This window comes from Microbacterium sp. NPDC089186, from assembly GCF_040685115.1.
GTDB classification, from domain to species: domain Bacteria; phylum Actinomycetota; class Actinomycetes; order Actinomycetales; family Microbacteriaceae; genus Microbacterium; species Microbacterium galbum.
This window is the reverse complement of sequence record NZ_JBFBHJ010000001.1, coordinates 1,078,939-1,101,360: the sequence shown is the minus strand read 5'-3', so window position 1 is coordinate 1,101,360 and position 22,422 is coordinate 1,078,939. Positions and strand designations below refer to the sequence as shown.

Genomic DNA, 22,422 nt, shown 5'->3' with positions numbered 1-22,422 from the left:
TCCACGCTAGCCCCGGCCACCGACACCGGGGCCGTGGCGTCCACCCCCTCCCCCGATAAACGCCAACCGTGATGAGAAACGCGGAGGGAGGGCGTTTCTCATCACGGAGAGCGTTTATCGATCAGTGGGGTGCCGGCGAGGCGCCTCACGCGTCCTTGCGGATCCACCGGAAGGTCACCCGCACCACGGCGAGACCGACCACCAGCCACAGCGCCGTCACCAGCAGGATCAGCGGGTGGTCCCACGATCCCGACGGCTCGGCGGCGGCGAAGCCCTCGGGAAGGAACACCGACCGGAAACCCTGCGCGAGCCACTTCAGCGGGAACACGCTCGCGACGTTCTGCAGCCACTCCGGCAGGGCGGCGAAGTTGATGTACACACCCGAGATGAACTGCAGCAGCAGCACGATCGGGATGACGACGCCGGTCGCGCTGCGGCCGGTGCGCGGCAGCGCCGACAGGCCGATGCCGAGGATCGCGCAGGTCGTCACGCCCAGCAGGAACACCCACGCGAACGTCAGCCAGCGCTCGGGCTCGGTCGGCACGGGAACGCCGAAGAACACCGCCGCCACGACGATGAGCAGCACCGACTGCAGGAACCCCGTGACGAGCACCTGGCCGAGCTTGCCGATGAAGTACGACACCGGACTCAGCGGCGTTCCGCCGAGGCGCTTGAGCGTGCCGTCGCTGCGCTCCATCGCGATGTCGATCGACATGTTCTGCAGACCCGACAGCAGCACGCCGGCGGCGAGCATCGCGGGGAGGTAGAACTGCGCGGCATCCACCTCATCGCCCGGAGGACCGAAGGTCTGCGCGTCGAACGCGACGGCGAAGATCAGCAGGATCATCACGGGGAACAGGAACGTGAAGAACACCGAGTCGCCCTGGCGGAAGTACGAGCGCACCTCGAACGCGATGCGGGAGGCGCCCAGACGCAGGATGCGGCTCATGCCGCGCCCCCGGCCGCGGTCGTGCGGCGCGCCTCGTCGCCGAGGAACGACAGGTAGACGTCTTCGAGGCTCGGTCGCACGATCTCGAGGCGTTCGGGCTCGCCTCCGCGCGCGACCAGCGCGGCGACCACCGCCCCGGGTTCATGGGTGCGCTCCTCGCGCACCTCGCCGCCCTCGCGCCACCGCACGATCGGCACGCGCGCCCCGGCACCGCCGAGGTCGTCGATCCGGCCGACGGATGCCACCTCACCGGCGACGATGATCGCCGCTCGTTCCGCGAGCTCGGCGGCCTCGTCGAGGTAGTGGGTGGTCAGCAGGATCGAAGTGCCCTCGCCCTGCAGACGGCGGATGAGGTCCCAGAACTGCCGCCGCACCTCGGGGTCGAAGCCCGTCGTCGGCTCGTCGAGGAACAGCAGCTCGGGGCGACCGATGATGCCGAGTGCCACGTCGACGCGACGACGCTGCCCGCCCGAGAGCTTCCGCACACTCACCGTGGCCTTCTCGGTCAGCCCCACCGACGCGATGACCTCGTCGACGTCGCGGGGCCGCGGGTAGAACGAGGCGAAGTGGGCGAGCATCTCCCGCACGGTGGCGGCGGGCGCCTCGCCGGTGTTCTGCAGCACGATGCCGAGCCGCGCCTTCCAATCGAGTCCGCCGCGGTGCGGATCGACGCCGAGCACGCGCACCTCGCCGCTCGTGCGGTCGCGGTAGCCCTCGAGGATCTCGATGACGGTGCTCTTCCCGGCGCCGTTCGGCCCGAGCACCGCGAACGTCTCGCCGCGGCGGATGTCGAAGGAGACCCCGCGCAGCGCCTCGACGCCGCCGCGGTAGGTCTTCCGCAGGTTCTCGACGCGCACGACGTGATCGCTCATGTGCCCAGTCTGGCGGTCGCGACGCCCCCGACGCCCCGTCGTCCCCCGTGGGCAGGGCAGGGAAACACCGCAGAGCAGGCTGGGAGAACCCTGACTCCTCCAAACCATCCCCCCTTCCCGCCTCGGATGACCACTCGTGCGGGGAGATTCGCCCCCGGTCTCCGCACGTCCCCTTACCGCCCTCGAACCGTCCACGTGGACGCTGGAGGTTGACTTTTGTCGTTCCCGTACGCGCACCCGATCACCGCCGCCGGCGAGCCCACCCCTGAACCGCTCCTCACCCCCGTCGCGCCGGCCCCCGGCCAGGGATCCGCGGGAACCACGGATGTCCCCCTCCCCGCCCAGCCCGGGACCACCGTGTCGGGCGGATTCCTGCCCGACTGGTCAGTGGGCGAGTGGCTCGGCTACAGCGGGATCATCGTCCTGGCGCTCGCCCTGACGATCGTCGCCACGACGACGTTGTGGTGGATGCTGCACGCGTGGCGTTCCGCCGACGACCTGCGGGCCACGCAGTTCAGCTCCACACCCCGCCCCGCGCGGCACCGGTTCACCCTCCTGGTCCCGGGTCGCCACGAGGAGGAGGTGATGGGACAGACGCTCGACCGGCTCGCCCAGCAGGACCACCCCGACTTCGAGATCATCGCGATCGTCGGTCATGACGACCCCGGCACGGAACTGGTCGTGCGCCAGGCCGCCGCTCGGCATCCCGCGCTCATCAAGGTCGTCGTCGACGACAGCGTGCCCAAGAACAAACCGAAAGCGCTCAATCGTGCCCTGCAGATCGCCACGGGTGACGTCGTGGGCGTGTTCGACGCCGAGGACGAGGTGCACCCTGGGCTCCTGACTGTCGTCGACTCGAAGTTCCAGGAGACCGGCGCCGATGTCGTGCAGGGCGGCGTGCAGCTGATGAACTTCGAGACCAGCTGGTGGTCGCTGCGCAATGTCCTGGAGTACTACTTCTGGTTCCGCTCGCGCCTGCACTTCCATGCGCGCTCGAAATTCATCCCCCTCGGCGGGAACACCGTGTTCGTCACTCGCGACCGGCTCGAATGGTCGCACGGCTGGGACGACCAGTGCTTGGCCGAGGACTGCGAACTGGGCGTGCGCCTGTCGAGCGACGGCGCCAAGGTCGTCGTCGCCTACAACCCCGAGTACGTCACGCGCGAGGAGACCCCGCCGACGCTGAAGTCGCTGTACAAGCAGCGCACACGGTGGAACCAGGGCTTCCTGCAGGTGCTCGGCAAGGGCGAGTGGAAGGCACTCCCCACGCTCAAGCAGCGCATGTACGCCCGGTACCTGCTGAACATGCCGTTCCTGCAGGCGGCGACGGGACTGCTCATCCCGATCTCCGTCGCGTTCATCCTGCTGGTCAAAGTCCCCACACCCGTGGCGCTCATCACCTTCCTCCCGCTGGTGCCCACCGTCATCACCCTCGTGGCGGAGGCCGCGGGGCTCACGGAGTTCGGTCGCGTGTACGGCAAGAAGGTGCGCGTGCGCGACTACGTGCGCCTCGTCCTCGGACTCGTGCCCTACCAGGTGTTCCTCGCCGCGGCCGCCGTGCGCTCCGTCGTTCGACAGCTGCGCGGTGACGGCAGCTGGGAGAAGACCGAGCACACCGGCGCCCACCGCGAGGGCGCCACCCCCGAACCCGGCGAGCGCGAGCTCGTCTCAGCTGCGGAGGCGACCCGATGACCGCGACACTCGACCGTTCCCCGGCGGCGCCCTTGCGCAACGACCGGGCCGTCCCGCATGCGCGTCGACGCGTTCCGGCCTGGCGATCGCGCCTCGGCGACGCCCTCTGGCTGTTGCCGCCCCTGCTCCTGGGACTCCTCGTCAACGGCGCGAACCTCGGCGGCTCGCCCCAGCGCATCGACGACGAGGGGACCTACGCCGCGCAGGCGTGGAGCATCGGCAATCTGCGCGAGCTCACGCACTACACCTACTGGTACGACCATCCCCCGCTCGGCTGGATCCAGATCGCCGCGTGGGCCGGTCTCACCGACGCATGGAACCGATACGACGTGGCCGTGATCGCCGCTCGCGAGGCGATGCTCGTCGCCAGCGCGATCGCGGCGGTGCTGCTGTGGTTCCTCGTGCGGCGCATCGGCTTCGCACGCCTCACGGCCTCGGTGGCGGTCGCCCTCTTCCTGCTGTCGCCGCTCGCTGTGCAGTTCCACCGCCAGGTGTACCTCGACAACATCGCGACGGCGTGGCTGCTCGCCGCCCTGCTGCTCGCCCTGAGCCGACGCGCCCAGCTCGCCGGCTACATCGGCGCGGCCGCGGCCTTCGGCGTCGCCGTGCTGACCAAGGAGACCTACCTTCTTGCCCTGCCGCTCGTCGCGTGGTTCATGTGGCGAGGAGCGGACCGCACGACGCGGCGGTACACGCTGTCGGTCGCTGCCGCCGTCCTGGGGCTGATCGGACTCACGTACGTCGCCCTCGCCGCGGTCAAGGGCGAGGTCATGCCCGCAGCGGGTCGCGTGAGCCTGTGGGACGGCCTCGCCTTCCAGCTCGCGTCGCGCGAGGGCAGCGGCTCGCTGTTCGACCCCGAGAGCCTCATGTCGCGCACCGTGGGTCTGTGGTGGCAGCTCGACGCCGTGCTCATCGTGACCGCCCTCGCCGCCGCGGTCGCCGCCCTGCTCGTCCGGCGCCTGCGCCCGTGGGCCGTCACCCTGCTCGCCCTGACGGCGTTCATGTTCCGCGGCGGGTACCTCCCCGTCCCCTACGTGATCATGCTGCTGCCGTTCGCCACGATCGTCGTGGCGGGAATGGGACAGCTCGCCGTGGAGGCGCTCCGCGCGCACGGCGTCCTCCGCCGCCTCGGGGGTGTCGCCGTGGCATCCGGGCTGGTCGTCGCCGTCATCGCCGCGGGTCCCCTATGGGCGGCGCAGTTGCGCGGGTTCCTGCTCGCCGACCTCGACCGACCGCTCCGGGACGCGGAGTCCTGGATGACCCAGAACGCCCCCGCCGACTCGCGCATGCTCGTCGACGATGCGATGTGGGTCGACCTCGTGCGCGCCGGCTTCGAGCGCGAGAACGTCGTCTGGTACTACAAGGCCGACACCGACTCCGACGTGCAGGAGCTCGCCCCGGACGGGTGGCGCGACTACGACTACGTCATCACCACCGACTCGATGCGCACCTTCCCCACCGAATTCCCGACCGTGCGCCAGGCGATCGAGAACAGCGCGGTCGTCGCCTCGTTCGGCGAGGGTGCCCAGAAGGTCGAGGTGCGCCTGGTCGACTCCGACCAGGCCGCCCTGGCCCAGGCCGCCGACGACGGTCTGTACGCCGCACGGTCGGTCGCCGGCCAGCAGGTGCTGAGGAATCCCGACGTCGGCGTTCCCGCGGAGCAGCAGGACCTGCTCACCTCGGGTGTGGTGGACGGTCGCATCCTGCTCACCCTCGGCCAGCTTTCGGCCTCGGGGCGCGTCGATGTGGCCGACATCACGCAGCTCGAGGGCGACCCCTCCGGCGTGCATCGGCAACTCATCGTCAGTTCCTACGCCGGACAGGACGCTCGGGCGGATGCCGCCGGAGCCGACGCCCTGCTGCGCTTCTACGAATCTCTCACCGGCCCCCTCCGACCCGTGTCGGTCGAACGCGGCGACGCGGGCGTCGTCATCACCTTCTCGCCCGACGAGCCCGTCGACCTCCTCCCCCGCCCCGCCGACTGATCCCCTTCTCCCCCCACGAAAGGACCATCATGTTCCGCTTCGCCTCACCGACCTCGCCCCGCCGCCGCGTCACACGGATCGCCGCGGGAGCCACGGCCGCCCTCGTCGCCGCCGGTCTCGCCGCAGCCGTCGCCCCCGCAGCCCACGCGGCCGACTCCGCCCCGGGAGGATGGGCTCGCGTGGCCCACCTCTCGCCCGACACGAAGTCCGTCGGCGTCCAGCTGACCGCGCTCGCCGGTGGCGCCGTCGTGTACGAACTCGACGACGTCGCCTACGGCGCGGTCAGTCCCTACATCCCCCTCGCCGACGGCACCTACGTCGTGTCGATGGTCCCCTCCGACGCGGCCGACGGCACCCAGCCCGTCGTGCAGCAGTCGATCGACATCGCCGAGGGCGAGCCCCTCACCGTAGCCGCCTACGGCCGCAACGCCGATCTGAAGACCACCGTCTTCGACGACGACCTCTCCGCGCCCGCGGAGGGCCAGGCACGCGTCCGCGTGGTGCAGGCCTCCACGGTCGAATCCAGCGTCGACGTCGACACCGCCGAAGGACGCGTCATCGCGCGCGACGTGCCGGCCGGCGCCGCGACCGATTACGCCGCCGTCCCCGCGGGTTCGTGGGACCTCGCCCTCACCGGTGCCGACGAGGCCGCCACCTCGGCCGTGGACCTGCCCGCGGGTTCCGTGTCGACGGTGTTCGTGCTCGACGACGCCACGGGGTCGCTGACGGCGCAGGCCATCACCGACTCGGCGACGCTCGCCGACATGCCCGTCGGTGGCATCCACACCGGCGGTGGCGGTACCGCGCCCTCCTCGGCCACGCCCCTCGGTGGGGTGGCGGGCGTCGCCGGCGTGCTCGGTCTGGTCGCCGTGGCCGGCCTCCTGGCCCGTCGCCGGGTGCGGGCGGGCGCGTGAGCATCGCGCGCCGCGCCCTGGCCGGGGCTGCCCTCGCGGCCACCGTCGTCGTGACGGTGACCGCGTGCGGCGTTCCCGCCGAACCCGACACCTCCGCGGAGGATGCGACCGTCGCGTCGGCGACGGCGTTCCTCGACGCCTATGTCGAGGACGGACGGGTCGTCCGCACCGACCAGGGCGGTGACACGGTGAGCGAGGGACAGGCCTACGGCATGCTCCTGGCGGTGGCCGCGGGTGATCCGGCGCGCTTCGACCGCATTTGGGACTGGACCACCGCGAACCTCCGACGCGACGACCTCCTCCTCTCGTGGCAATGGAAGGACGGCGGCGTCGTCGACGAGCAACCCGCCTCGGATGCCGATCTGGACGCCGCGCGGGCCCTCGTCCTCGCCGGCGACGCCTTCGGCCGCGACGACCTGCGCGAGCAGGGCGTGGCGCTGGGCGCGGCGGTGCTCGACGCGATGACGGCCGAGACCTCGCTCGGACGCATCCTGCTCCCGGGTCCGTGGGCCACGGCCTCCCCGCACGCCTACAACCCGTCGTACGCGTCGCCGGCCGCATACGCGGTCCTCGAACAGGCGTCGGGCGATCCCCGGTGGGCGGAGCTGGCCGAGGGCAGTCGCGCCGCGACCGCCGCGCTACTGGACGCCAACGCCCTGCCCACCGACTGGGCCACCGTCGCCGCGGACGGATCCGTGGCGATCGCCGGATCCGCCGGAGGCGGCGGCGAACCGGGGTACGGCTACGACGCGGCGCGCACGGCGATCCGTTTCGCCGAGTCCTGCGACCCCGCCGATCGCGCCCTGGCCGCACGCGTCTCCTCCGCCCTGCCGGAGGACGAGGCCCTCCCCGCCGAGCTCGACTCCGGCGCGGGGCCGCGCACCACCGATCAGCACCCCGTCGCCTACGCCGCCCGGGCCGCCGCGGCGGCGGCGGACGGACGGTCGGATGACGCTCGCGCCGACCTGGAGCGTATGACCGACACCGCGGCATCCACCCCCACCTACTACGGGTCCGCGTGGAACGCCCTGACCACGGCCATGCTCTCGGGTGACGTGCTGGGCGGCTGCCCGGCACTCACCGACGACGCCGGCGGTGCGGCCGTGCAGAGCACGACCGCGCCGGGAGTCGGTGCCGCGGCGGGGTTCCAGGACCCCGTCGCTCCCTCGTCGGCCAACACAGCGCCGCCGGTGCACATCTCCATCCCCTCCATCGGGGTCAGCAGCGACCTCGTCGGCCTCGACCGCGGCGAGGACGGGTGGATCCAAGCGCCCGCGGACTACGACGCGGTCGGCTGGTACGAGAAGGGCGTGCTGCCGGGCGAGGTGGGCCCGGCGGTGATCGCGGGCCACGTCGACTCCCCCACCGGGCCGGCAGTGTTCATCGACCTCCCCCGACTCGCCCCGGGGGACACCGTGGCGGTCGAGCGCGCGGACGGTTCGACGGCGAATTTCGTCGTCACCGGCCTGCAGACCGTGGAGAAGGACAGCTTCCCGACCGAGTCCATCTACGCCCCCACACCGACGCCGCAGTTGCGGCTCGTCACGTGCGCCGGGGCGTGGGATCCGGCCAGCGGGCACTATGTCGACAATCTCGTCGTGACGGCCGTCGCCGCCTGACGAGCGCTCCCCGCACCGCGGCTCAGCCGACCGGCATCGCCTCGGCGACGGCTTCGTCTTCTTCGGTCACGACGAGCTGACCGCACGCCCCGTCGATCTCCTTGCCGCGGGTGTCGCGCAGGGTCGTCGGGATGCCGGCGTCGTTCAGACGACGCACGAACTCGTTCTGCACGGGCACCTCGGATGCCGTCCAGATCGACCCCGGAGTCGGGTTCAGCGGGATCGGGTTGACGTGCACCCATCCCCGACCGCGAGCGTTGAGCTTGTCGGCCAGAAGGTCGGCGCGCCAGGCGTGATCGTTCATGTCTTTGATCAGGGCGTACTCGATCGACACGCGGCGCCCGGTCTTGTCGAAGTAGGCGCGGGCGGCATCCAGGGCCTCGTCGACCTTCCAGCGCGAGTTCACCGGGATGAGCTCGTCGCGCAGGCCGTCGTCGGGCGCGTGCAGCGAGAGGGCGAAGGTGACCGGGATGTCCTCGTCGGCGAGCTTCTTGATCGCCGGGACCAGGCCCACGGTCGACACCGTGATGCCGCGCGCGCTCATGCCGAGCCCGTGCTCCTTGTCGACCATCACGCGCACGGCCTGCATGACCCGCGCGTAGTTCGCGAGCGGCTCACCCATGCCCATGAACACGATGTTCGAGACGCGGTCGAGCGAGTGGTCGGAGCTCTTCTTGCCGCCCAGGCCGCCGGCGGCGATGAGCGCGTTGGCGCGCACGATCTGCTCGATGATCTCGGCGGCCGACATGTTACGGGTCAGCCCCGCCTGACCGGTGGCGCAGAACGGGCAGTTCATGCCGCAGCCGGCCTGGCTCGACACGCACAGCGTGATGCGACCGGGGTAGCGCATGAGGACGGATTCCACGAGGGCGCCGTCGTGCAGCTTCCACAGGAACTTGATGGTGTCGCCGCGGTCCGTCTCGAGCCGGCGCACCTCGGTGAGCAGCGGAGGCAGCATGCCCGCCACGAGTTCCTCGCGACCGGATGCCGGCAGGTCGGTCATCGCGGCCGGGTCGGACGTGTAGTGCGTGAAGTAGTGCTTCTCGAGCTGCTTCGCCCGGAAGCCGGGCAGGCCGAGCTCCTTCACCTTGGCGACGCGCTCGTCGGCGGTCAGGTCGGCGAGGTGCACCGGCGGCTTGCCGCGCTTGGGGCTCGCGAATTGCAGGAGCGGACGACCCGTGTCGTCCTTCGCCTGCTGCCATCCTTCGGTCGCGGGGCGCACCTGGCGTCCGGCCTTCGGACGGGTTTCGCGGATGCCGGTGTCGGCCGGCGCCCCCGCGGGGCGCACCGGCGGCGTGGTCGTGCGCACGGGGGGCTGATCGGTCATGGTTTCCAGGGTACCGGGGCGCGGCTGCGACGCGGCTGGGCGCGGAGCCGGACACCGGCGCGAACACCGGTTCCCTGCCACGCGACGGGTACCGGGCGCCGACCCCGGTCAGCCCCGGGGGCGACCCCGGTGGACGTACGTCTGCGTCGCTCGAGCGGCGGACGGAAAAGAAGAGCGCGAGGGGCCGATCACCGGAGTCGGGGGGAGACTCCCGACCGACCCCTCGCGCCGTCAGGGTCAGGCGGCGTCGAGATCCCGCTCGAGCAGCGCCCGGAGTTCGTCGGCGACGCGATCGGCCTCGGGCCCGTCGACCTCGAGGGCGACCTCGTCGCCCGTCTTCACACCCAGCTGCAGCAGCGCGAGGATGCTGCGGGCGTCGACGGAGGTGTCGCCGGCGGCGAGGGTCACCGTGTGCTTCGATGCCGCGGCCGCACGGGCGAAGGTGGCGGCCGGGCGGGAATGCAGGCCGGACGGGGAGCCGAAGACGGCGGTGCGCTGTGCCATGGGGAGGGACCTTTCGGGTGTTCAGCTCGACTGTGCGCGAGCGATGTGGAGGGCGAGATAGCCGACCTCCTCGTCGGAGATCGCGACCTGATGCTCGCGGAGCACGAACGCGCGGACGCGCTCGGCCGTGGCGACCGCGCGCGGGTGCTTGGCCGTCATGGTCGCGAACAGCAGGTCGTCGTCCTGCGCCGCGAGCCGGTCGGAGAACAGGCGCTCGGCGAAGAACTGCAGGTGCGTGAGGAATCGGCGCGTGTGCAGGTCGTCGGCATCCAGGGACACTCCCCCGGAGTGCGTGACGATTGTGGTGATGTTGGAGATGAGGCCGACCACCCGCATCGAATCGACGGCCGGACGACCCACCTCGGAGTTGACGAGGTGGAACGCGATGTTGGCCGCCTCCTCGTCGGGGAGGGCCGCCCCCGTGCGCTCGCGCAGCAGCGCGAGGGCACGCAGGCCGACCTCGTACTCCGCGGGATAGACCGTGCGCACCTCCCACGCGAGCCGGTTCGTGACACGCAGCCCCCGACGCAGCCGTTCCACCGCGAAGTGCAGGTGATCGGTGAGCGTCAGATAGATGTGCGGATCGAGCTGGATGCCACCGTCCTCGGCATCCATCACGATCGAACGGGTCAGTTCGACGAACTCCCCCGGGATCTGGGCCAGCAGCTCGACGAGGTTGCGCTGGTCGGTGTCGTCGAGCGCGACGAACACGCGGTCGGTGTCCTCGGGCGCGACCGTGGCGCCCGGCTTGGCACCGAAGCCGATGCCCTTGCCGAGCAGCACGCGCTCCACGCCGCGCTCGTCCTCGACGAGCACGACGCTGGAGTTCAGCACCTTCTTGATGATCTGCATGGGTGTCTCCGTCGACCCCGGCGGATGCGCCGCGGTGGCGATCACGCCAGGTCGGCCCCGTTCGAGGCGATGACCTTGCGGTACCAGAAGAACGAGTCCTTGCGACGTCGTTCGCCGGTGCCGTTTCCGAGGTCGTCCTGGTCGACGTGGATGAAACCGTACCTCTTGGATATCTGCGACGACGATGCGCTGATGATGTCGATCGGCGCCCAGCTCGCGTACCCCCGCAGGTCGACGCCCTCGTCCACGGCGCGGATCATCTCGGCGAAGTGGGAGCGGAAGTAGTCGATGCGGTACGGATCGTGGATCCGGCCGTCGTCGGTCAGCTCGTCGCGCATGCCCAGGCCGTTCTCGACGATGAACAGCGGCTTGCCGTAGCGGTCGTAGAGGTCGATGAGCGAGATGCGCAGCCCGACCGGGTCGATCTGCCAGCCCCACTCGCTGGACTCCAGGAACGGGTTCTTCACACCGAGCACGGTGTTGCCCGGGGTGCGCTCGGCATCCGGTCGCACCGACTCGGTGAGGGTCATGTAGTAGGAGAAGGAGATGTAGTCGACGGGGTGCGCGCGCAGCAGCTCGACATCGCCCTCTTCGAACGGGATGACGATGCCCTTCGCCTCCAGGGCCTTCAGCGCCAGGCGCGGGTAGGCGCCGCCGGCCTGCACGTCGGTGCACAGGTAGAGCAGGCGCTCCTTGGCCTGGGTGGCGGCGACATCGTCGGGGTGGCAGGTGTTCGGGTAGGTGGTGAGCATGGTGAGCATGCAGCCCATCTCCGACTCCGGCCACAGCTCGTGGAGGATCCTCGTCACCGATGCCGACGCCACGAACTGGTGGTGCAGCGCGGTGTAGCAGGCCTGCTCCAGCGAGCCCTCGACGGTCTCGTCGATGATGCCGCCCGAGGTGAAGGGGTGGCGGATGATCCCGTCGATCTCGTTGAACGACAGCCACAGGTCGACGAGGTGGCCGAACCGCTCGAAGCAGGTGCGCGAGAACCGCTCGAACAGCGCGATCGTGCCGCGGTCCACCCAGGCGTTGTTCTTCAGCGCGAGGGCGAGGGGCGGGTCGTAGTGCGACAGCGTCACCAGCGGTCGGATGCCGAGACGGCGCATCTCCGTGAAGAGATCGAGGTAGAAGGCGATGCCCTCCTCGTTCGGCTCCTGCTCCTCACCGGTGGGGTACAACCGCGACCACGCGATCGAGACGCGCAGCACCGAGAACCCCATCTCGGCGAACAACGCCAGATCCTCGCGGTAGCGGTGGTAGAAGTCGATACCGCGTCGCTTCGGATAGAGCGAGATGTCGTCGTCCGCCATGGCCGCGGCGATGCTGGCGAGGGTGTGCTGGTGGTGCACGGCGTACTCGCGCGGGTCGACGTTCGGGCGGTACTTCGCCACGTCCGACACGGCGGGGCCGCGGCCCCCTTCGTTCCAGGCCCCTTCGGCCTGGTTGGCGGCGAGGGCGCCGCCCCAGAGGAATCCGTCAGGCAATCCCATTCGCGGTCTCCTTCGCGTCGATGGCCAGCAGCGCGTCGCCCGCGGCGACCCGTCCGGTGGCGAGGGGGGCGACGTCGTACGCGTCGCCGTTGAGCACGACGACGGGCGTCGTGATGTCGAGTCCGGCCGCTTCGATCGCGGCGAGGTCGGCGGTGAGCACGCGCTGGCCCGCCTCGACCCGGTCGCCCTGCTCGACGTGGGCGATGAAGGGCGCACCCTCGAGTCGCACGGTGTCCAGGCCCACGTGCACGAGCACCTCGAGGCCGTCGTCGCCGAGGATGCCGAGGGCGTGGCGCGAGGGAAGGAGGCTCGACACGACGCCGCTGATGGGGGCGCGCACCTCGCCGTCCGTGGGACGGATGGCGATCCCGGGGCCGAGGATGCCGCCCGAGAACACCGGGTCGTCGACGGCACCGAGCGCGACGATCTCGCCGGTCATCGGTGCGACCACCCCGCCTGCGGCGTCGGGGGCGGGAACGGACGCGCCGGACTGCTGCTCGAGCAGGCGCACGGTGGCGGAATCGGAGTCCTTCCAGATCACCAGCGAGACGATGAAGGAGGTCACCATCGCGACGAGGGCGCCGATGACGGCGTGCAGCAGGTTCCACGGGTTGGCCATGTCGATGAACATCGAGATGGACGCGGCTCCCGGGCTGACCAGCGCGAAGGCCGAGATCGCGGCGATGCCGAGGTACGCGCCGCCGACGAACGCGCCGATGACGACCGAGACGATCGCGCGACGGTTCTGCAGGGTGACGCCGTACAGGGCAGGCTCCGTGATACCGAAGAAGGCCGAGATCCCCGAGGAGATCGCGGTTCCCCGCAGCGTCTTGTTCTTCGTGCGCACGGCGATCGCGAGGCTCGATCCGGCCTCGGCGAGGTTGTGCGCGAGGGAGGCGACGAGGTAGAAGCTCTCCCGACCCGCGGATGCCATGGTGGCCACCGTCGGCGGGATGAAGGCCTTGTGCATGCCCACCGAGACGATGAACGGCAGGGCTGCGGCCATCAGGGCCACGGCGATCCAGCCGAGCGTGCCGTAGAGCCAGAGCATCGCACCCGTCAGCAGCGTTCCGAGGAAGAAGCCGAGCGGGCCGAGCAGGAAGATCGTGGCGGGGGCGACGACGATGAAGCAGATCAGCGGGACGAGGAACGTGCTGATGACGCTCGGGCTGATGCGGCGCGCGAGACGCTCGACCACCGCCAGCAGCAGCACGGCGAGGATCGGCGGGAAGACCTGAGCGTTGTAGGCGATGGCGGGGACGGTCAGTCCGAAGAGGGCCACACCGCCCTCCTGCGTCAGCAGGCCGGCGAACGTCGGGAAGACGAGCAGACCCACGATGCCCAGGGCGAGCGGGATGTTCGTGTCGAGTTTCTTCGCCGCGGTGTAGGTGACGAGCAGCGGCAGGAAGAAGAAGACCGCGTCGGGGATCGCGGTGAGCACCTGATAGGTCTGATCGGTCGTCTGCAGCCAACCGAGGGCCACCGCGAGGATGAGGAACGACTTGAAGATGCCCGCACCCGCGACGGCGGGGATGATCGGGGTGAACACGCCGACGACGAAGTCCATCGTCACCGCCCCGGCGCGCTTGAGCGTCGGTTTCGGCTTCGCGGCCTCGACCCGCGCACCCGCCCGGGTGCCGGTGCCGCCGCTGCGGAGCTTCTCGATCTCGCGGAAGTAGTCCGCGACGCCCGAGCCCACGATGACCTGGGTCTGCGTGCCGGTGACGACGCCGATGACGCCGGGAGTGGCCTTGAGCGCGGCCTCGTCGGCGCGGCTCTCGTCGGCGAGGGTGAACCGCAGACGGGTCGAGCAGTGGTGGAGCGCCGCGACGTTGGCCGCTCCCCCGACGTGCTCGAGGATCGCGCGGGAGCTGTCCTGGGTGGTCATCGAAGTCCTTCCTTGGTTCGAAGGACACGCGTCGCGGCATCGACTCCGATGCCGCCCGGGCAACAAAAAAGGACCCGAAGGCGGTGCTCTCGCACTGCGTTCGGATCCTGCCTGCATGACCAGTCACATGTCCACCGGCGACTGTACACGATGAGCGGTGGATGCCGGACCACCCGGCGCTCCCCCGGGACGGATCGCGATACGGTGACCACGGCAGCGCCCCGCGGTGGCGCACCCCCACGCACCCCTTCCCCCGACCGGATCGGCCCGAGCCGCACGGCCCGCAGTCGATCCTCCCTGGAGCGCACATGACCCGCATCGCCTTCCTCGACGTCGACGGCACGATCCTCGAGCACGGCTCCGTGATCGCCCCCTCGACCGCGACGGCGATCCGTCGCGCGCGCGAGAACGGCCACCTCGTGTGGCTCTCGACCGGGCGGTCGGCGGGCGACATCCATCCCGACGTGCTCGCGATCGGCTTCGACGGAGCCATCACGAACGGGGGCGCCTACGCGATGCGCGACGATGAGCTCATCGTGGAACGCCCGATGCCGCGCAACGACGTCGAGGCCCTCGAACGCTACTTCGAGGCGCACGGCATCCATTACTTCCTCCAGACCCACGGCGGGGTGTATGCCAGCGACGGCATGGGGCCGGTCATGACGGAATACCGACGCGAGCGTCACGCGCAGCGCGCCGCCGAGCTCGAAGCCCAGGGCCTGCCGGCCGAGCAGCCGCTGTGGCGCGAACCGCGCCCCGTGTCGGACGTCGACCGTGACGCGGTCGCGAAGGCCGTGTTCGTCAGCCCCTCGACCGACACCGTCGCCCACGCTGCCGCGGCGCTCGGCGACGGGTTCCACGTCATCCCGGGGTCGATTCCCCTGCCCGGCGGGTCGAACGGCGAGATCGGGCAGGCCGGGGTGACCAAGGGCTCCGCGATCACGTCCGTCCTCGCCCAGCTGGGCCTGTCGGCCGCGGATGCCATCGGCATCGGCGACAGCTGGAACGACGTCGAGATGTTCGAGGTCGTCGGCACGCCGGTCGCGATGGGCAACGCGGTGCCGGAGCTGCAGCGCCTCGCGGGTCGCGTCACCACCGCCGTGCTCGACGACGGGGTCCATAACGCGTTCGCCGAGCTCGGCCTGATCTGAGGCCCGCGCGGGTCCCCGAGCCCGTCGAAGGGACCGGCTCCGCAGCCCCGGTCCCCCCGAGCCCGTCGGAGGGACCAGACTCCGCGTCAGTCCAAGAAGATGTCCGGGTACATCGCCTCATCCGGCGTCCCGGGCACCGCGGCGTAGCCGGAGAAATCGGTGACCCCGGCGGCGAGAAGCACGTCCTCGACGATGAGCGTCTGCCCGCTCCGCTCGCGCGCCGGCGCGGTCAACACCTCGTACGCGGCATCCGCGTAGATCTCGGGTGTCCGCGACACGCGCATGAGACGGTCCCCGCCGATGACGTTCTGCACGGCGGCGGTCGCGATCGTCGTGCGCGGCCAGAGGGTGTTCGCGGCGATCCCGTCGCCGGCGAACTCGGAGGCGAGGCCCAGCGTCGCCATCGTCATGCCGAACTTGGCGAGGCTGTACCCCGTGTGCGCGCCCAGCCACTTCGCCGAGACGTTCAGGGGCGGCGACAGCGAGAGGATGTGCGGGTTCTCGGCCTGCTTCAGCTGCGGGATCGCCGCGCGCGAGAGCAGGAAGGTGCCGCGCACGTTGACGTCCTGCATGAGGTCGTACTTCTTCGTCGCGAGCTCGAGCGAGCCCGAGAGGTCGATCACGCTTGCGTTGTTGACGACGATGTCGATGCCGCCGAACTCCCCCACCGTGCGTATCACGGCTTCGGTGATGGATGCCTCGTCCCGCACGTCGCCGACGATGGGCAGCGCGCGACCGCCCGCCGCGCGGATCGCCTCGGCGGCGGTGTGCACGGTCCCCTCGAGCTTCGGGTGCGGGGTGTCGGTCTTGGCGAGCATGGCGATGTTCGCTCCGTCGCGGGCCGCGCGCAGCGCGATCGCGAGGCCGATGCCGCGGCTGCCGCCCGACATCAAGATGGTCTTGCCGGAGAGTGTCACGAGCGTCCTTTCGCGGAGGCGGCGGCGAACGCGGCGACCCGCGCCCGCGCCTCGGGGGTGTCGAAGGCCGCGCCGATCGTGGCGGCTTCGTCGTCGAGGTTCTCGGCGAACGTCCGCGCCGCACCCACTCGCACGAGACGCGTCGCCTGCCCGAAGGCGGCGGTCGCGCCGTCGAGCCAGGAGCGGGCGATCTGCTCGACCCGCGACGCGAGGTCGGCGGATGCCACGACCTCGGCGACGAGGCCCCAGTCCTGAGCCTGCGCGGCATCCAGCATCCGGTCCTGCAGCAGCAGCTGCAGCGCGCGGCGCTGCCCGATCGCCGCGGGCAGGAGCGTGGAGACGCCGAGGTCGGGGGTGAGGCCGATGTTGGCGTAGCGGCTGACGAAGCGCGCGTTCTCGCTCGCGACGACGTAATCGGCCGTGAGCATGAGGCCGAGGCCGCCGCCCGCGACGGCGCCCTGCACGGCCGCGACCATCGGCAGCGGCGCCTCGGCGAAGGTGCGGATGCCGTCGTGGATGGCCCGGGCGGTCTCGGTCACCTCGGCGCCGGAGGATCCGCTCGTCGACATCGCGACCACGTCGCCGCCGGCGCAGAACGCGGGGCCGTTGGCATCCAGGATCACCGCCCCGACCGACGCGTCGGAGGTGACCTCGTGCGCGACCTCGCGCCAGCGGCGGGCCATGGGGAAGTCCATCGCGTTCAGCGAGGCGGGGCGGTCGAAGGTGACCCGGGCGAGCCCGCCCTCGACGTGGAGCAGGATGCCGTCGGTCATTTCGGCGCCATCCGGATCGCGCCGTCGAGGCGGATCGTCTCGCCGTTGAGGTAGCCGTTGTCGACGATCGCGAGGACGAGTCGCGCGTACTCGTCGGGGGCGCCGAGGCGCGAGGGGTAGGGCACCTGCTGACCGAGCGAATCCTGCGCGGCCTGCGGCAGCCCCTTCAACATCGGGGTCTCCATGATGCCCGGCGCGATGGTGCACACCCGGATGCCGTGGCGCGCGAGCTCCCGGGCGATCGGCAGCGTCATCGCGTGCACGCCGCCCTTGCTCGCCGAGTACGCCGGCTGGCCGATCTGGCCGTCGAACGCGGCGACGCTCGCGGTGTTGACGATGACGCCCCGGTCACCCCCCTCGGTCGGATCGGTCTTCGCCATGACGGCGGAGGCCTGCGCGATGACGTTGTAGGTGCCGAGGAGGTTGACGCGGATGACGCGCTCGAAGTCGGCGAGCGACGAGGGCGCTCCGTCGCGGTCGAGCACCTTCGCGGGAGGGGCGATCCCGGCGCAGTTCACGACCACGCGGAGCGGGCCGGCCTCGGCCGCCCGGGCTGCGGCCGCGGCGATCTGTTCCGGGTCGGTGACATCGGCCGCGGCGAAGGCGCCTTCCAGCTCGTCCGCGATCTCGGCGCCGGACGACGAGGGCAGGTCGACGATGGTGACGTGCGCGCCGGCACCTGCGAGGCGTCGCGCGGTGGCGAGACCCAAGCCCGAGGCACCGCCGGTGACGAGGGCGGAGGCTCCTGAGACATCCATGCGTTCTCCTTCGAAAGCTGAAACCGGGTCCCACCCTAGCCGAGACTCAGGATCGCCTGAGCCCCCACCACCGCCGGCGCTGGACGGTGCCGGTCTGCGTCCGGATCGCCGCGGTCGAGGTGCCGTCGACGAGCAGGATCACGTCTTCGGCCTTCCAGCCGTAGTCGCTCTTCAGGCAGGTGCTGACCGTCGACAGCGGGTCGGGGATCGTCAGCTCCACGCCGCGCGGAACCTCGAGCGCTCGAGGGTCGAGGCCGCGAGCCGCCTGTCGGAGTTGACCGACGAGTTCGTGCACGCGATCCGCGCCGTACGCCGCGACGGCCAGCTCCCAGTCTCCGACGACGACGAGCGAGCCGTTGGGGCACTCGACCTCCTTCTCGTGTGCGTGTGCACCGAAACGCAGGCGGATGACGGCCGCCCCGCAGAGAACCACGGCCGCGGCGCCCAGCACCGTCGAAGGGGCGTAGGAGAAGCCCACGAGGTAGACGAGCGAGTCCCATCCCGCGACAGCTCCGACGACGACCCGGACGACGTAGTAGACGGCGAACACCGCCGTCGTCACGGCGATGAGTCGCACCGGCGCGAACGGGTCGATGTCGGCACGGAACGCGGCGATGGCGCAGGCCCCGCACGCGAGTGCGAGCGCGAGGGCCTTGACGGCGAGCGATCCGGGCAGCGGCACGATCGCGGTGACGATCGCCACGAGCAGCGCCAGGGCGACGACGGCCGCCGAGGTGCGTCGGGCGCTGCGGCCGTCGAGGACGCTCACCGCGACGAGCAGGAGCGACGGCGCGAGCACCATCGCCACGTCCCCCAGGACGAGGCTCAGGATGCCACCGCCCGCCGTGTAGATGAAGTACATCGCGCTCGATCCGACGGCGCACACTCCGGCGACGGCGGCGAAGCGCAGGAAGAGCGTGGTGCGGCCCGGGGTTCCGATGCGCGGCATCGCGACGAAGAACACGACCGTCGCGACGGCCGCGCTCACCGCCACCAATCCCAGCGCGAGCTCCACGTTGCGCACCTCCCCCCTCCTCATTCTGCCTCGCCGCATCGACGGCGTCCGCGACGCGCCGTGCGGGTGCGGCGGCCCGCCATCGGGTCGCCTCGCGGCCACGGCGCGTCCATCCGCGACGAGCGCGAAGCTAGGCTCGACGAGTGAACGCCCCCGCCTTCCACCTCGAGTCCGTCGACGTCGACGACCCTCGTGCCGTGTACCTGCGTGGCATCCTCGACGACGATCTCGACGAGCGGTACCGTGAGGCCGACGCCGACGACACCCCCGAGTTCGCCGCGAAGCGGACCGCCGCGCTGGCCGTGCATCGCGAGCAGATCGTCGCGACACTGCTCGCGATCGACGCCGACGACAGCCCGATCGGCCACGTGATGCTGCGGCGCCTCGGCGACGAGTGGGAACTCAAGCGCCTGATCGTGCGCGACACCGCCCGTCGGCGCGGCGTCGGGAGAGCACTGACCGCCCAGGTCGTCGACCTCGCCCGCCGCGGCGGCGCGTCCCGCGTGATCCTGCAGAGCGGCAGGATGCAACCCGAGTCGCTGCGCATGTACGCCGCGTCGGGCTTCACCCCCATCCCGGTGTACGAGCCCTACGTCGAGACGATGCCGCGCTCGCTGTGCTTCGAGTACGTGTTCTGAGGCGCAGGCCCCCTCCCCGGCGAGTGTCCACGACGCGCCGCCTCGACTCCGCGGGGCACGGCGTTTCCTGGACACTCGACGGGGCAGGGTCGTTACGTCCCCACCACACGGAACGCCCCCGTCGCCACCGCCACCCCGAGCGCCGCGGCGACGAGCAGCGCCGCTGAACCGACGGCGACGGCATCCCGAGCCGAGAGGGCCGAGGGCCGCGCCCACGTGCGCTCGACGTCGGCGCCGAATCCCCGGGCCTCCATCGCCGTGGCGAGCTTCGTTCCGCGGCGCACCGCGAACACCAGCAGCACGAAGGCCATCGAGAAGAACCGCCGCAGCGCGCCGCGGTCGCCCACGCCGCGCGCGCGACGGGCGAGGGCCATCGTTCGCCAGTCGTCGACGAACAGCCCCACCGTGCGCGCTCCCGCGAGCACGCCGAGCACGAAGCGACTCGGCAGTTTCGCCACCTGCGCGAGCGCATCGGCGAGTTCCGTGGGGTCGGTACGGGCGAAGAGCAGGATCATCGGCAGCGCCAGCACGATCACGCGCAGCAGCACCGCGACGCTGAGGGCGATCGACCCGTCGCTCACCGTGGCGAAGAGGAGGGTGCCGTAGACGGTCCCCTCGGGGCGGGCGTAGAGGAGCATGCTGATCGCCGCGACGGGGGCGAACACCAGCACGGGCACGAGCCGCCGGAGCACCACCGCGTACGACAGTCCGGTCAGCGGTACGCACAGCAGTTCGAGCACGAGGGCGGTACTCGCGCTCACCGCGTCGAGGGTGACCAGCAGCGGCACGGCCAGCACCAGCGCGACGAGCACCTTGGCGACCGGGTTCACCCCGTCGAGCCACGCGGACCGCTCCCGCACCGGCACCGTCTCCGCGGCGCGGCTCATGCGGCATCCCCCAGGACGATCCGATGCTGACCGAGGTGGCGCACCACGTCGGCGTCGTGGGTGACGGCGACGACCGTGCGTCCCCGCGAGATCTCCCGCTGCAGCAGCGCGACGAGCTCGGTCCACCCCCGGCGGTCCTGGCCGAACGTCGGCTCGTCGAGCACGATGACCTCGGGAGACGCCGCGAGCACGGTCGCCACCGACAGGCGCCGCTTCTGTCCGCCTGACAGCGTGAAGGGGTTCGCCAGGGCGAGGGATGCCAGATCCAACCGCTCGAGCAGTTCGTCGACGATCGCATCGACCTCGGCCGCCGACCGCTTGAGAGCCCGCGGGGCGACGGCGAGCTCGTCGCGCAGGGTCGAGGCGAGGAACTGGTGCTCCGGTTCCTGGAAGACCGTGCCGATGCGCGTCAGCAGCTCGGTGGACCGCCACCGGGACGGCCGGGAGATCCCGCGCACGGAGAGCGAGGGCGCCGCGATCACTTCCCCGGCGAGTTCCGGCAGCAGTCCCGCGAGGGTGAGGGCGAGCGTCGATTTCCCGACGCCGTTCGGTCCCGTGACCACGGTGCCCGCGCCGGCGGGGATCCCGACCTCGAGCCCGGATGCCACGACGGCGCGCCTCTCGCGCCCGATCGACAGTCCGCGGGCCGAGAGCACGGCATCCCTCCGATCGACCGGAGGCAGGACGGGGAGGTCGACCGGGCGCCCCGGTACCCACACCCCCGCGCCGGCGAGGGCATCGCCGTGCTCGGCGAAGACGCGGTCGGGCGGGCCGTCGGCCAGCACGCCGCCGCCCGGGGCGAGCACCACCACGCGCGTCATGAGGTCCGCCCACACGGCGGTGCGGTGCTCGATGAGCACGAGGGTCGTCCCCTCGCTCTCGACCACCCGCTCGACGGCGGTGCGCACCTCGGCGACGCCCACCGGATCGAGGTTGGCCGTGGGCTCGTCGAGCAGTAGCAGCCCCGGGCGCATCGCGAGCACGCCGGCCAGGGCGAGACGCTGCTTCTGCCCGCCCGAGAGCGCCTTGGTCGGGCGGTCGAGGGGAACGGCGAGCCCGACGGATGCCACGGCCTCGGCGACCCGCGCCCGGATCTCGGCCGCGGGCACACCCAGGTTCTCGCAGCCGAAGGCGACGTCGTCACCGACCTTCGACAGGACGATGCCCGACTCGGGGTCCTGCAGGACGAGGCCGATGCGGCCGCGCTGGGCCTCGGGCGCCTGTCCGTCGACGACGATGCGACCGGTCGCCTCACCCTCGTCGCTGCCGCCGAGGAGCCCCGCGAGGCCGGCGAGGAGGGTCGACTTGCCGGCGCCCGAGGCACCGAGCAGCAGCACCCGCTCCCCCGGTTCGATGCGCAGGTCGACCCCGCGCGTCGCGGGCAGCCGGCGACCGGCGTAGCGCCAGCCCCACCCCTCGACGTCGACGCGTGCGGGATGCGCCATCAGACGTCGCGGCGTGCTTCCCGCCCCGCGGCGAATCGGCTCAGGGCGCCCGTGGCGGCGAGCGCGCGCACGAGGAACCAGCCCACCACGCCCGCCAGCACGGCGCCCGAGACCACGAGCGTGCCGAGGTAGATGAGGTTGAACTCGAGCGACTTGACGATGTTCGGCGTCAGGAACAGCTCCAGCACCCACGCGCCGATCCCCGCGCCGGCGCCGGCGAGCATCGCGACCGGGAGCGTGAAGCGCAGGTAGAGGAAGGCGAGGAAGATCAGCTCCGCGCCGAGGCCCTGCGCGAGACCCGAGAAGATCGTGGTGATGCCCCAGACGTTGCCGATGAGGGCCGAGACGATCGCCGCGATCAGCTCGACGAGCAGCGCGGCACCGGGCTTGCGGATGATGAGGCCACCGACGACGCCGCCGAGGAGCCAGATGCCCACGGCGATCCCGCCGAGGCCGGGGGTCACGGCATCCATGGCTCCGAACCAGATCCCGCCGACGGTGTTCCAACCCCAGAAGACGAGGCCGATCGCGACGCCCAGGACGGCGGCGACGACGATGTCGACGACGCGCCAGCGGAAGCGGTTCCCGGCGAACGCGGCTGAAGCGGGGGCCGTGCGGGCAGACGTGGACGTGTGCATGTGATCTCCTCCCTGCGCCGGCATGATCCGGATCAGGTTCGACGGTCGAAGCGTGGATTCGCTTCCTCTCAGCCCGGCTCACCGGACTCCCGTGGTTGTGCTGAA

The 22,422-nt window shown here is 71.3% G+C and carries 20 protein-coding genes and 1 riboswitch; of the genes, 6 read left to right on the top strand and 14 right to left on the bottom strand.

The features are described from left to right. Positions 1-145: 145 nt before the first annotated feature. Positions 146-949, bottom strand: coding sequence for an ABC transporter permease (locus tag AB0N82_RS05220; RefSeq protein WP_315994368.1), 804 nt, complete (start codon positions 947-949; stop codon positions 146-148). Continuing rightward, positions 946-1,821 (bottom strand): ABC transporter ATP-binding protein, encoded by an 876-nt coding sequence (locus AB0N82_RS05215; protein WP_363388930.1) that lies wholly within the window; start codon positions 1,819-1,821, stop codon positions 946-948. The genes AB0N82_RS05220 and AB0N82_RS05215 overlap by 4 nt, the downstream gene beginning before the upstream one ends. Before the next feature lie 216 nt (positions 1,822-2,037). On the opposite strand from AB0N82_RS05215, the gene AB0N82_RS05210 reads away from it, so the two are divergent. The 4 genes from AB0N82_RS05210 to AB0N82_RS05195 are packed head-to-tail and all read left to right on the top strand — an operon-like array spanning position 2,038 to position 8,031. Beyond that, positions 2,038-3,513: a glycosyltransferase family 2 protein gene (locus tag AB0N82_RS05210; protein ID WP_363388927.1), complete on the top strand. Its 1,476-nt coding sequence runs from the start codon at positions 2,038-2,040 to the stop codon at positions 3,511-3,513. Then, positions 3,510-5,498, top strand: a complete 1,989-nt coding sequence (locus AB0N82_RS05205; RefSeq protein ID WP_363388924.1) for a glycosyltransferase family 39 protein — start codon at positions 3,510-3,512, stop codon at positions 5,496-5,498. Before AB0N82_RS05210 ends, AB0N82_RS05205 begins: the two co-directional genes overlap by 4 nt. 29 nt (positions 5,499-5,527) lie before the next feature. After that, entirely contained in the window at positions 5,528-6,412 is an 885-nt protein-coding gene (locus AB0N82_RS05200) for a DUF4397 domain-containing protein (protein ID WP_363388921.1), read from the top strand. Continuing rightward, positions 6,409-8,031 (top strand): class F sortase, encoded by a 1,623-nt coding sequence (locus tag AB0N82_RS05195; RefSeq protein WP_363388918.1) that lies wholly within the window; start codon positions 6,409-6,411, stop codon positions 8,029-8,031. The genes AB0N82_RS05200 and AB0N82_RS05195 overlap by 4 nt, the downstream gene beginning before the upstream one ends. Positions 8,032-8,053: 22 nt before the next feature. Here the strand turns inward: AB0N82_RS05195 and rlmN are convergent, their stop codons facing one another. From rlmN to AB0N82_RS05170, 5 genes are all read right to left on the bottom strand, one after another. After that, positions 8,054-9,358, bottom strand: coding sequence for a 23S rRNA (adenine(2503)-C(2))-methyltransferase RlmN (gene rlmN / locus AB0N82_RS05190; protein ID WP_363388915.1), 1,305 nt, complete (start codon positions 9,356-9,358; stop codon positions 8,054-8,056). Positions 9,359-9,595: 237 nt separating this feature from the next. After that, positions 9,596-9,862 carry an HPr family phosphocarrier protein gene (locus AB0N82_RS05185; protein ID WP_315994361.1) on the bottom strand — a complete coding sequence of 89 codons (267 nt, stop codon included), beginning with the start codon at positions 9,860-9,862 and terminating at the stop codon, positions 9,596-9,598. A gap of 21 nt (positions 9,863-9,883) precedes the next feature. After that, positions 9,884-10,714: a PRD domain-containing protein gene (locus AB0N82_RS05180; protein WP_363388910.1), complete on the bottom strand. Its 831-nt coding sequence runs from the start codon at positions 10,712-10,714 to the stop codon at positions 9,884-9,886. Positions 10,715-10,755: 41 nt separating this feature from the next. After that, positions 10,756-12,207 (bottom strand): family 1 glycosylhydrolase, encoded by a 1,452-nt coding sequence (locus AB0N82_RS05175; RefSeq protein ID WP_363388907.1) that lies wholly within the window; start codon positions 12,205-12,207, stop codon positions 10,756-10,758. Further along, positions 12,194-14,095: a beta-glucoside-specific PTS transporter subunit IIABC gene (locus AB0N82_RS05170; protein WP_363388904.1), complete on the bottom strand. Its 1,902-nt coding sequence runs from the start codon at positions 14,093-14,095 to the stop codon at positions 12,194-12,196. The genes AB0N82_RS05175 and AB0N82_RS05170 overlap by 14 nt, the downstream gene beginning before the upstream one ends. 308 nt (positions 14,096-14,403) lie before the next feature. On the opposite strand from AB0N82_RS05170, the gene AB0N82_RS05165 reads away from it, so the two are divergent. Further along, positions 14,404-15,246: a Cof-type HAD-IIB family hydrolase gene (locus AB0N82_RS05165; protein ID WP_363388901.1), complete on the top strand. Its 843-nt coding sequence runs from the start codon at positions 14,404-14,406 to the stop codon at positions 15,244-15,246. A gap of 86 nt (positions 15,247-15,332) precedes the next feature. Here AB0N82_RS05165 and AB0N82_RS05160 read toward each other — a convergent pair whose 3' ends face one another. From AB0N82_RS05160 to AB0N82_RS05145, 4 genes are read right to left on the bottom strand one after another with little or no spacing between them, the layout of a single operon-like run. Continuing rightward, a complete protein-coding gene (locus AB0N82_RS05160; protein ID WP_315994356.1) occupies positions 15,333-16,163 on the bottom strand; it encodes an NAD(P)-dependent oxidoreductase in 831 nt (276 codons plus the stop codon). Then, positions 16,160-16,936, bottom strand: a complete 777-nt coding sequence (locus AB0N82_RS05155) for an enoyl-CoA hydratase/isomerase family protein (protein ID WP_363388896.1) — start codon at positions 16,934-16,936, stop codon at positions 16,160-16,162. Before AB0N82_RS05155 ends, AB0N82_RS05160 begins: the two co-directional genes overlap by 4 nt. Continuing rightward, complete coding sequence (locus AB0N82_RS05150) at positions 16,933-17,694, bottom strand: SDR family NAD(P)-dependent oxidoreductase (protein ID WP_363388892.1); 762 nt, start codon at positions 17,692-17,694, stop codon at positions 16,933-16,935. The genes AB0N82_RS05155 and AB0N82_RS05150 overlap by 4 nt, the downstream gene beginning before the upstream one ends. Positions 17,695-17,740: 46 nt before the next feature. Further along, positions 17,741-18,709 (bottom strand): hypothetical protein, encoded by a 969-nt coding sequence (locus AB0N82_RS05145; protein WP_363388889.1) that lies wholly within the window; start codon positions 18,707-18,709, stop codon positions 17,741-17,743. A gap of 143 nt (positions 18,710-18,852) precedes the next feature. On the opposite strand from AB0N82_RS05145, the gene AB0N82_RS05140 reads away from it, so the two are divergent. Next, complete coding sequence (locus AB0N82_RS05140) at positions 18,853-19,347, top strand: GNAT family N-acetyltransferase (protein ID WP_315994352.1); 495 nt, start codon at positions 18,853-18,855, stop codon at positions 19,345-19,347. Positions 19,348-19,439: 92 nt separating this feature from the next. Here the strand turns inward: AB0N82_RS05140 and AB0N82_RS05135 are convergent, their stop codons facing one another. The 3 genes from AB0N82_RS05135 to AB0N82_RS05125 form a co-directional block, all read right to left on the bottom strand. Next, complete coding sequence (locus AB0N82_RS05135; protein ID WP_363388885.1) at positions 19,440-20,234, bottom strand: energy-coupling factor transporter transmembrane component T; 795 nt, start codon at positions 20,232-20,234, stop codon at positions 19,440-19,442. Beyond that, positions 20,231-21,679 carry an ABC transporter ATP-binding protein gene (locus AB0N82_RS05130; RefSeq protein ID WP_363388882.1) on the bottom strand — a complete coding sequence of 483 codons (1,449 nt, stop codon included), beginning with the start codon at positions 21,677-21,679 and terminating at the stop codon, positions 20,231-20,233. The genes AB0N82_RS05135 and AB0N82_RS05130 overlap by 4 nt, the downstream gene beginning before the upstream one ends. Further along, positions 21,679-22,317 carry an ECF transporter S component gene (locus AB0N82_RS05125; protein WP_315994349.1) on the bottom strand — a complete coding sequence of 213 codons (639 nt, stop codon included), beginning with the start codon at positions 22,315-22,317 and terminating at the stop codon, positions 21,679-21,681. Before AB0N82_RS05125 ends, AB0N82_RS05130 begins: the two co-directional genes overlap by 1 nt. Further along, positions 22,310-22,420: riboswitch (TPP riboswitch) on the bottom strand. Its footprint overlaps the gene before it by 8 nt. Between the last annotated feature and the right edge of the window lie 2 nt (positions 22,421-22,422).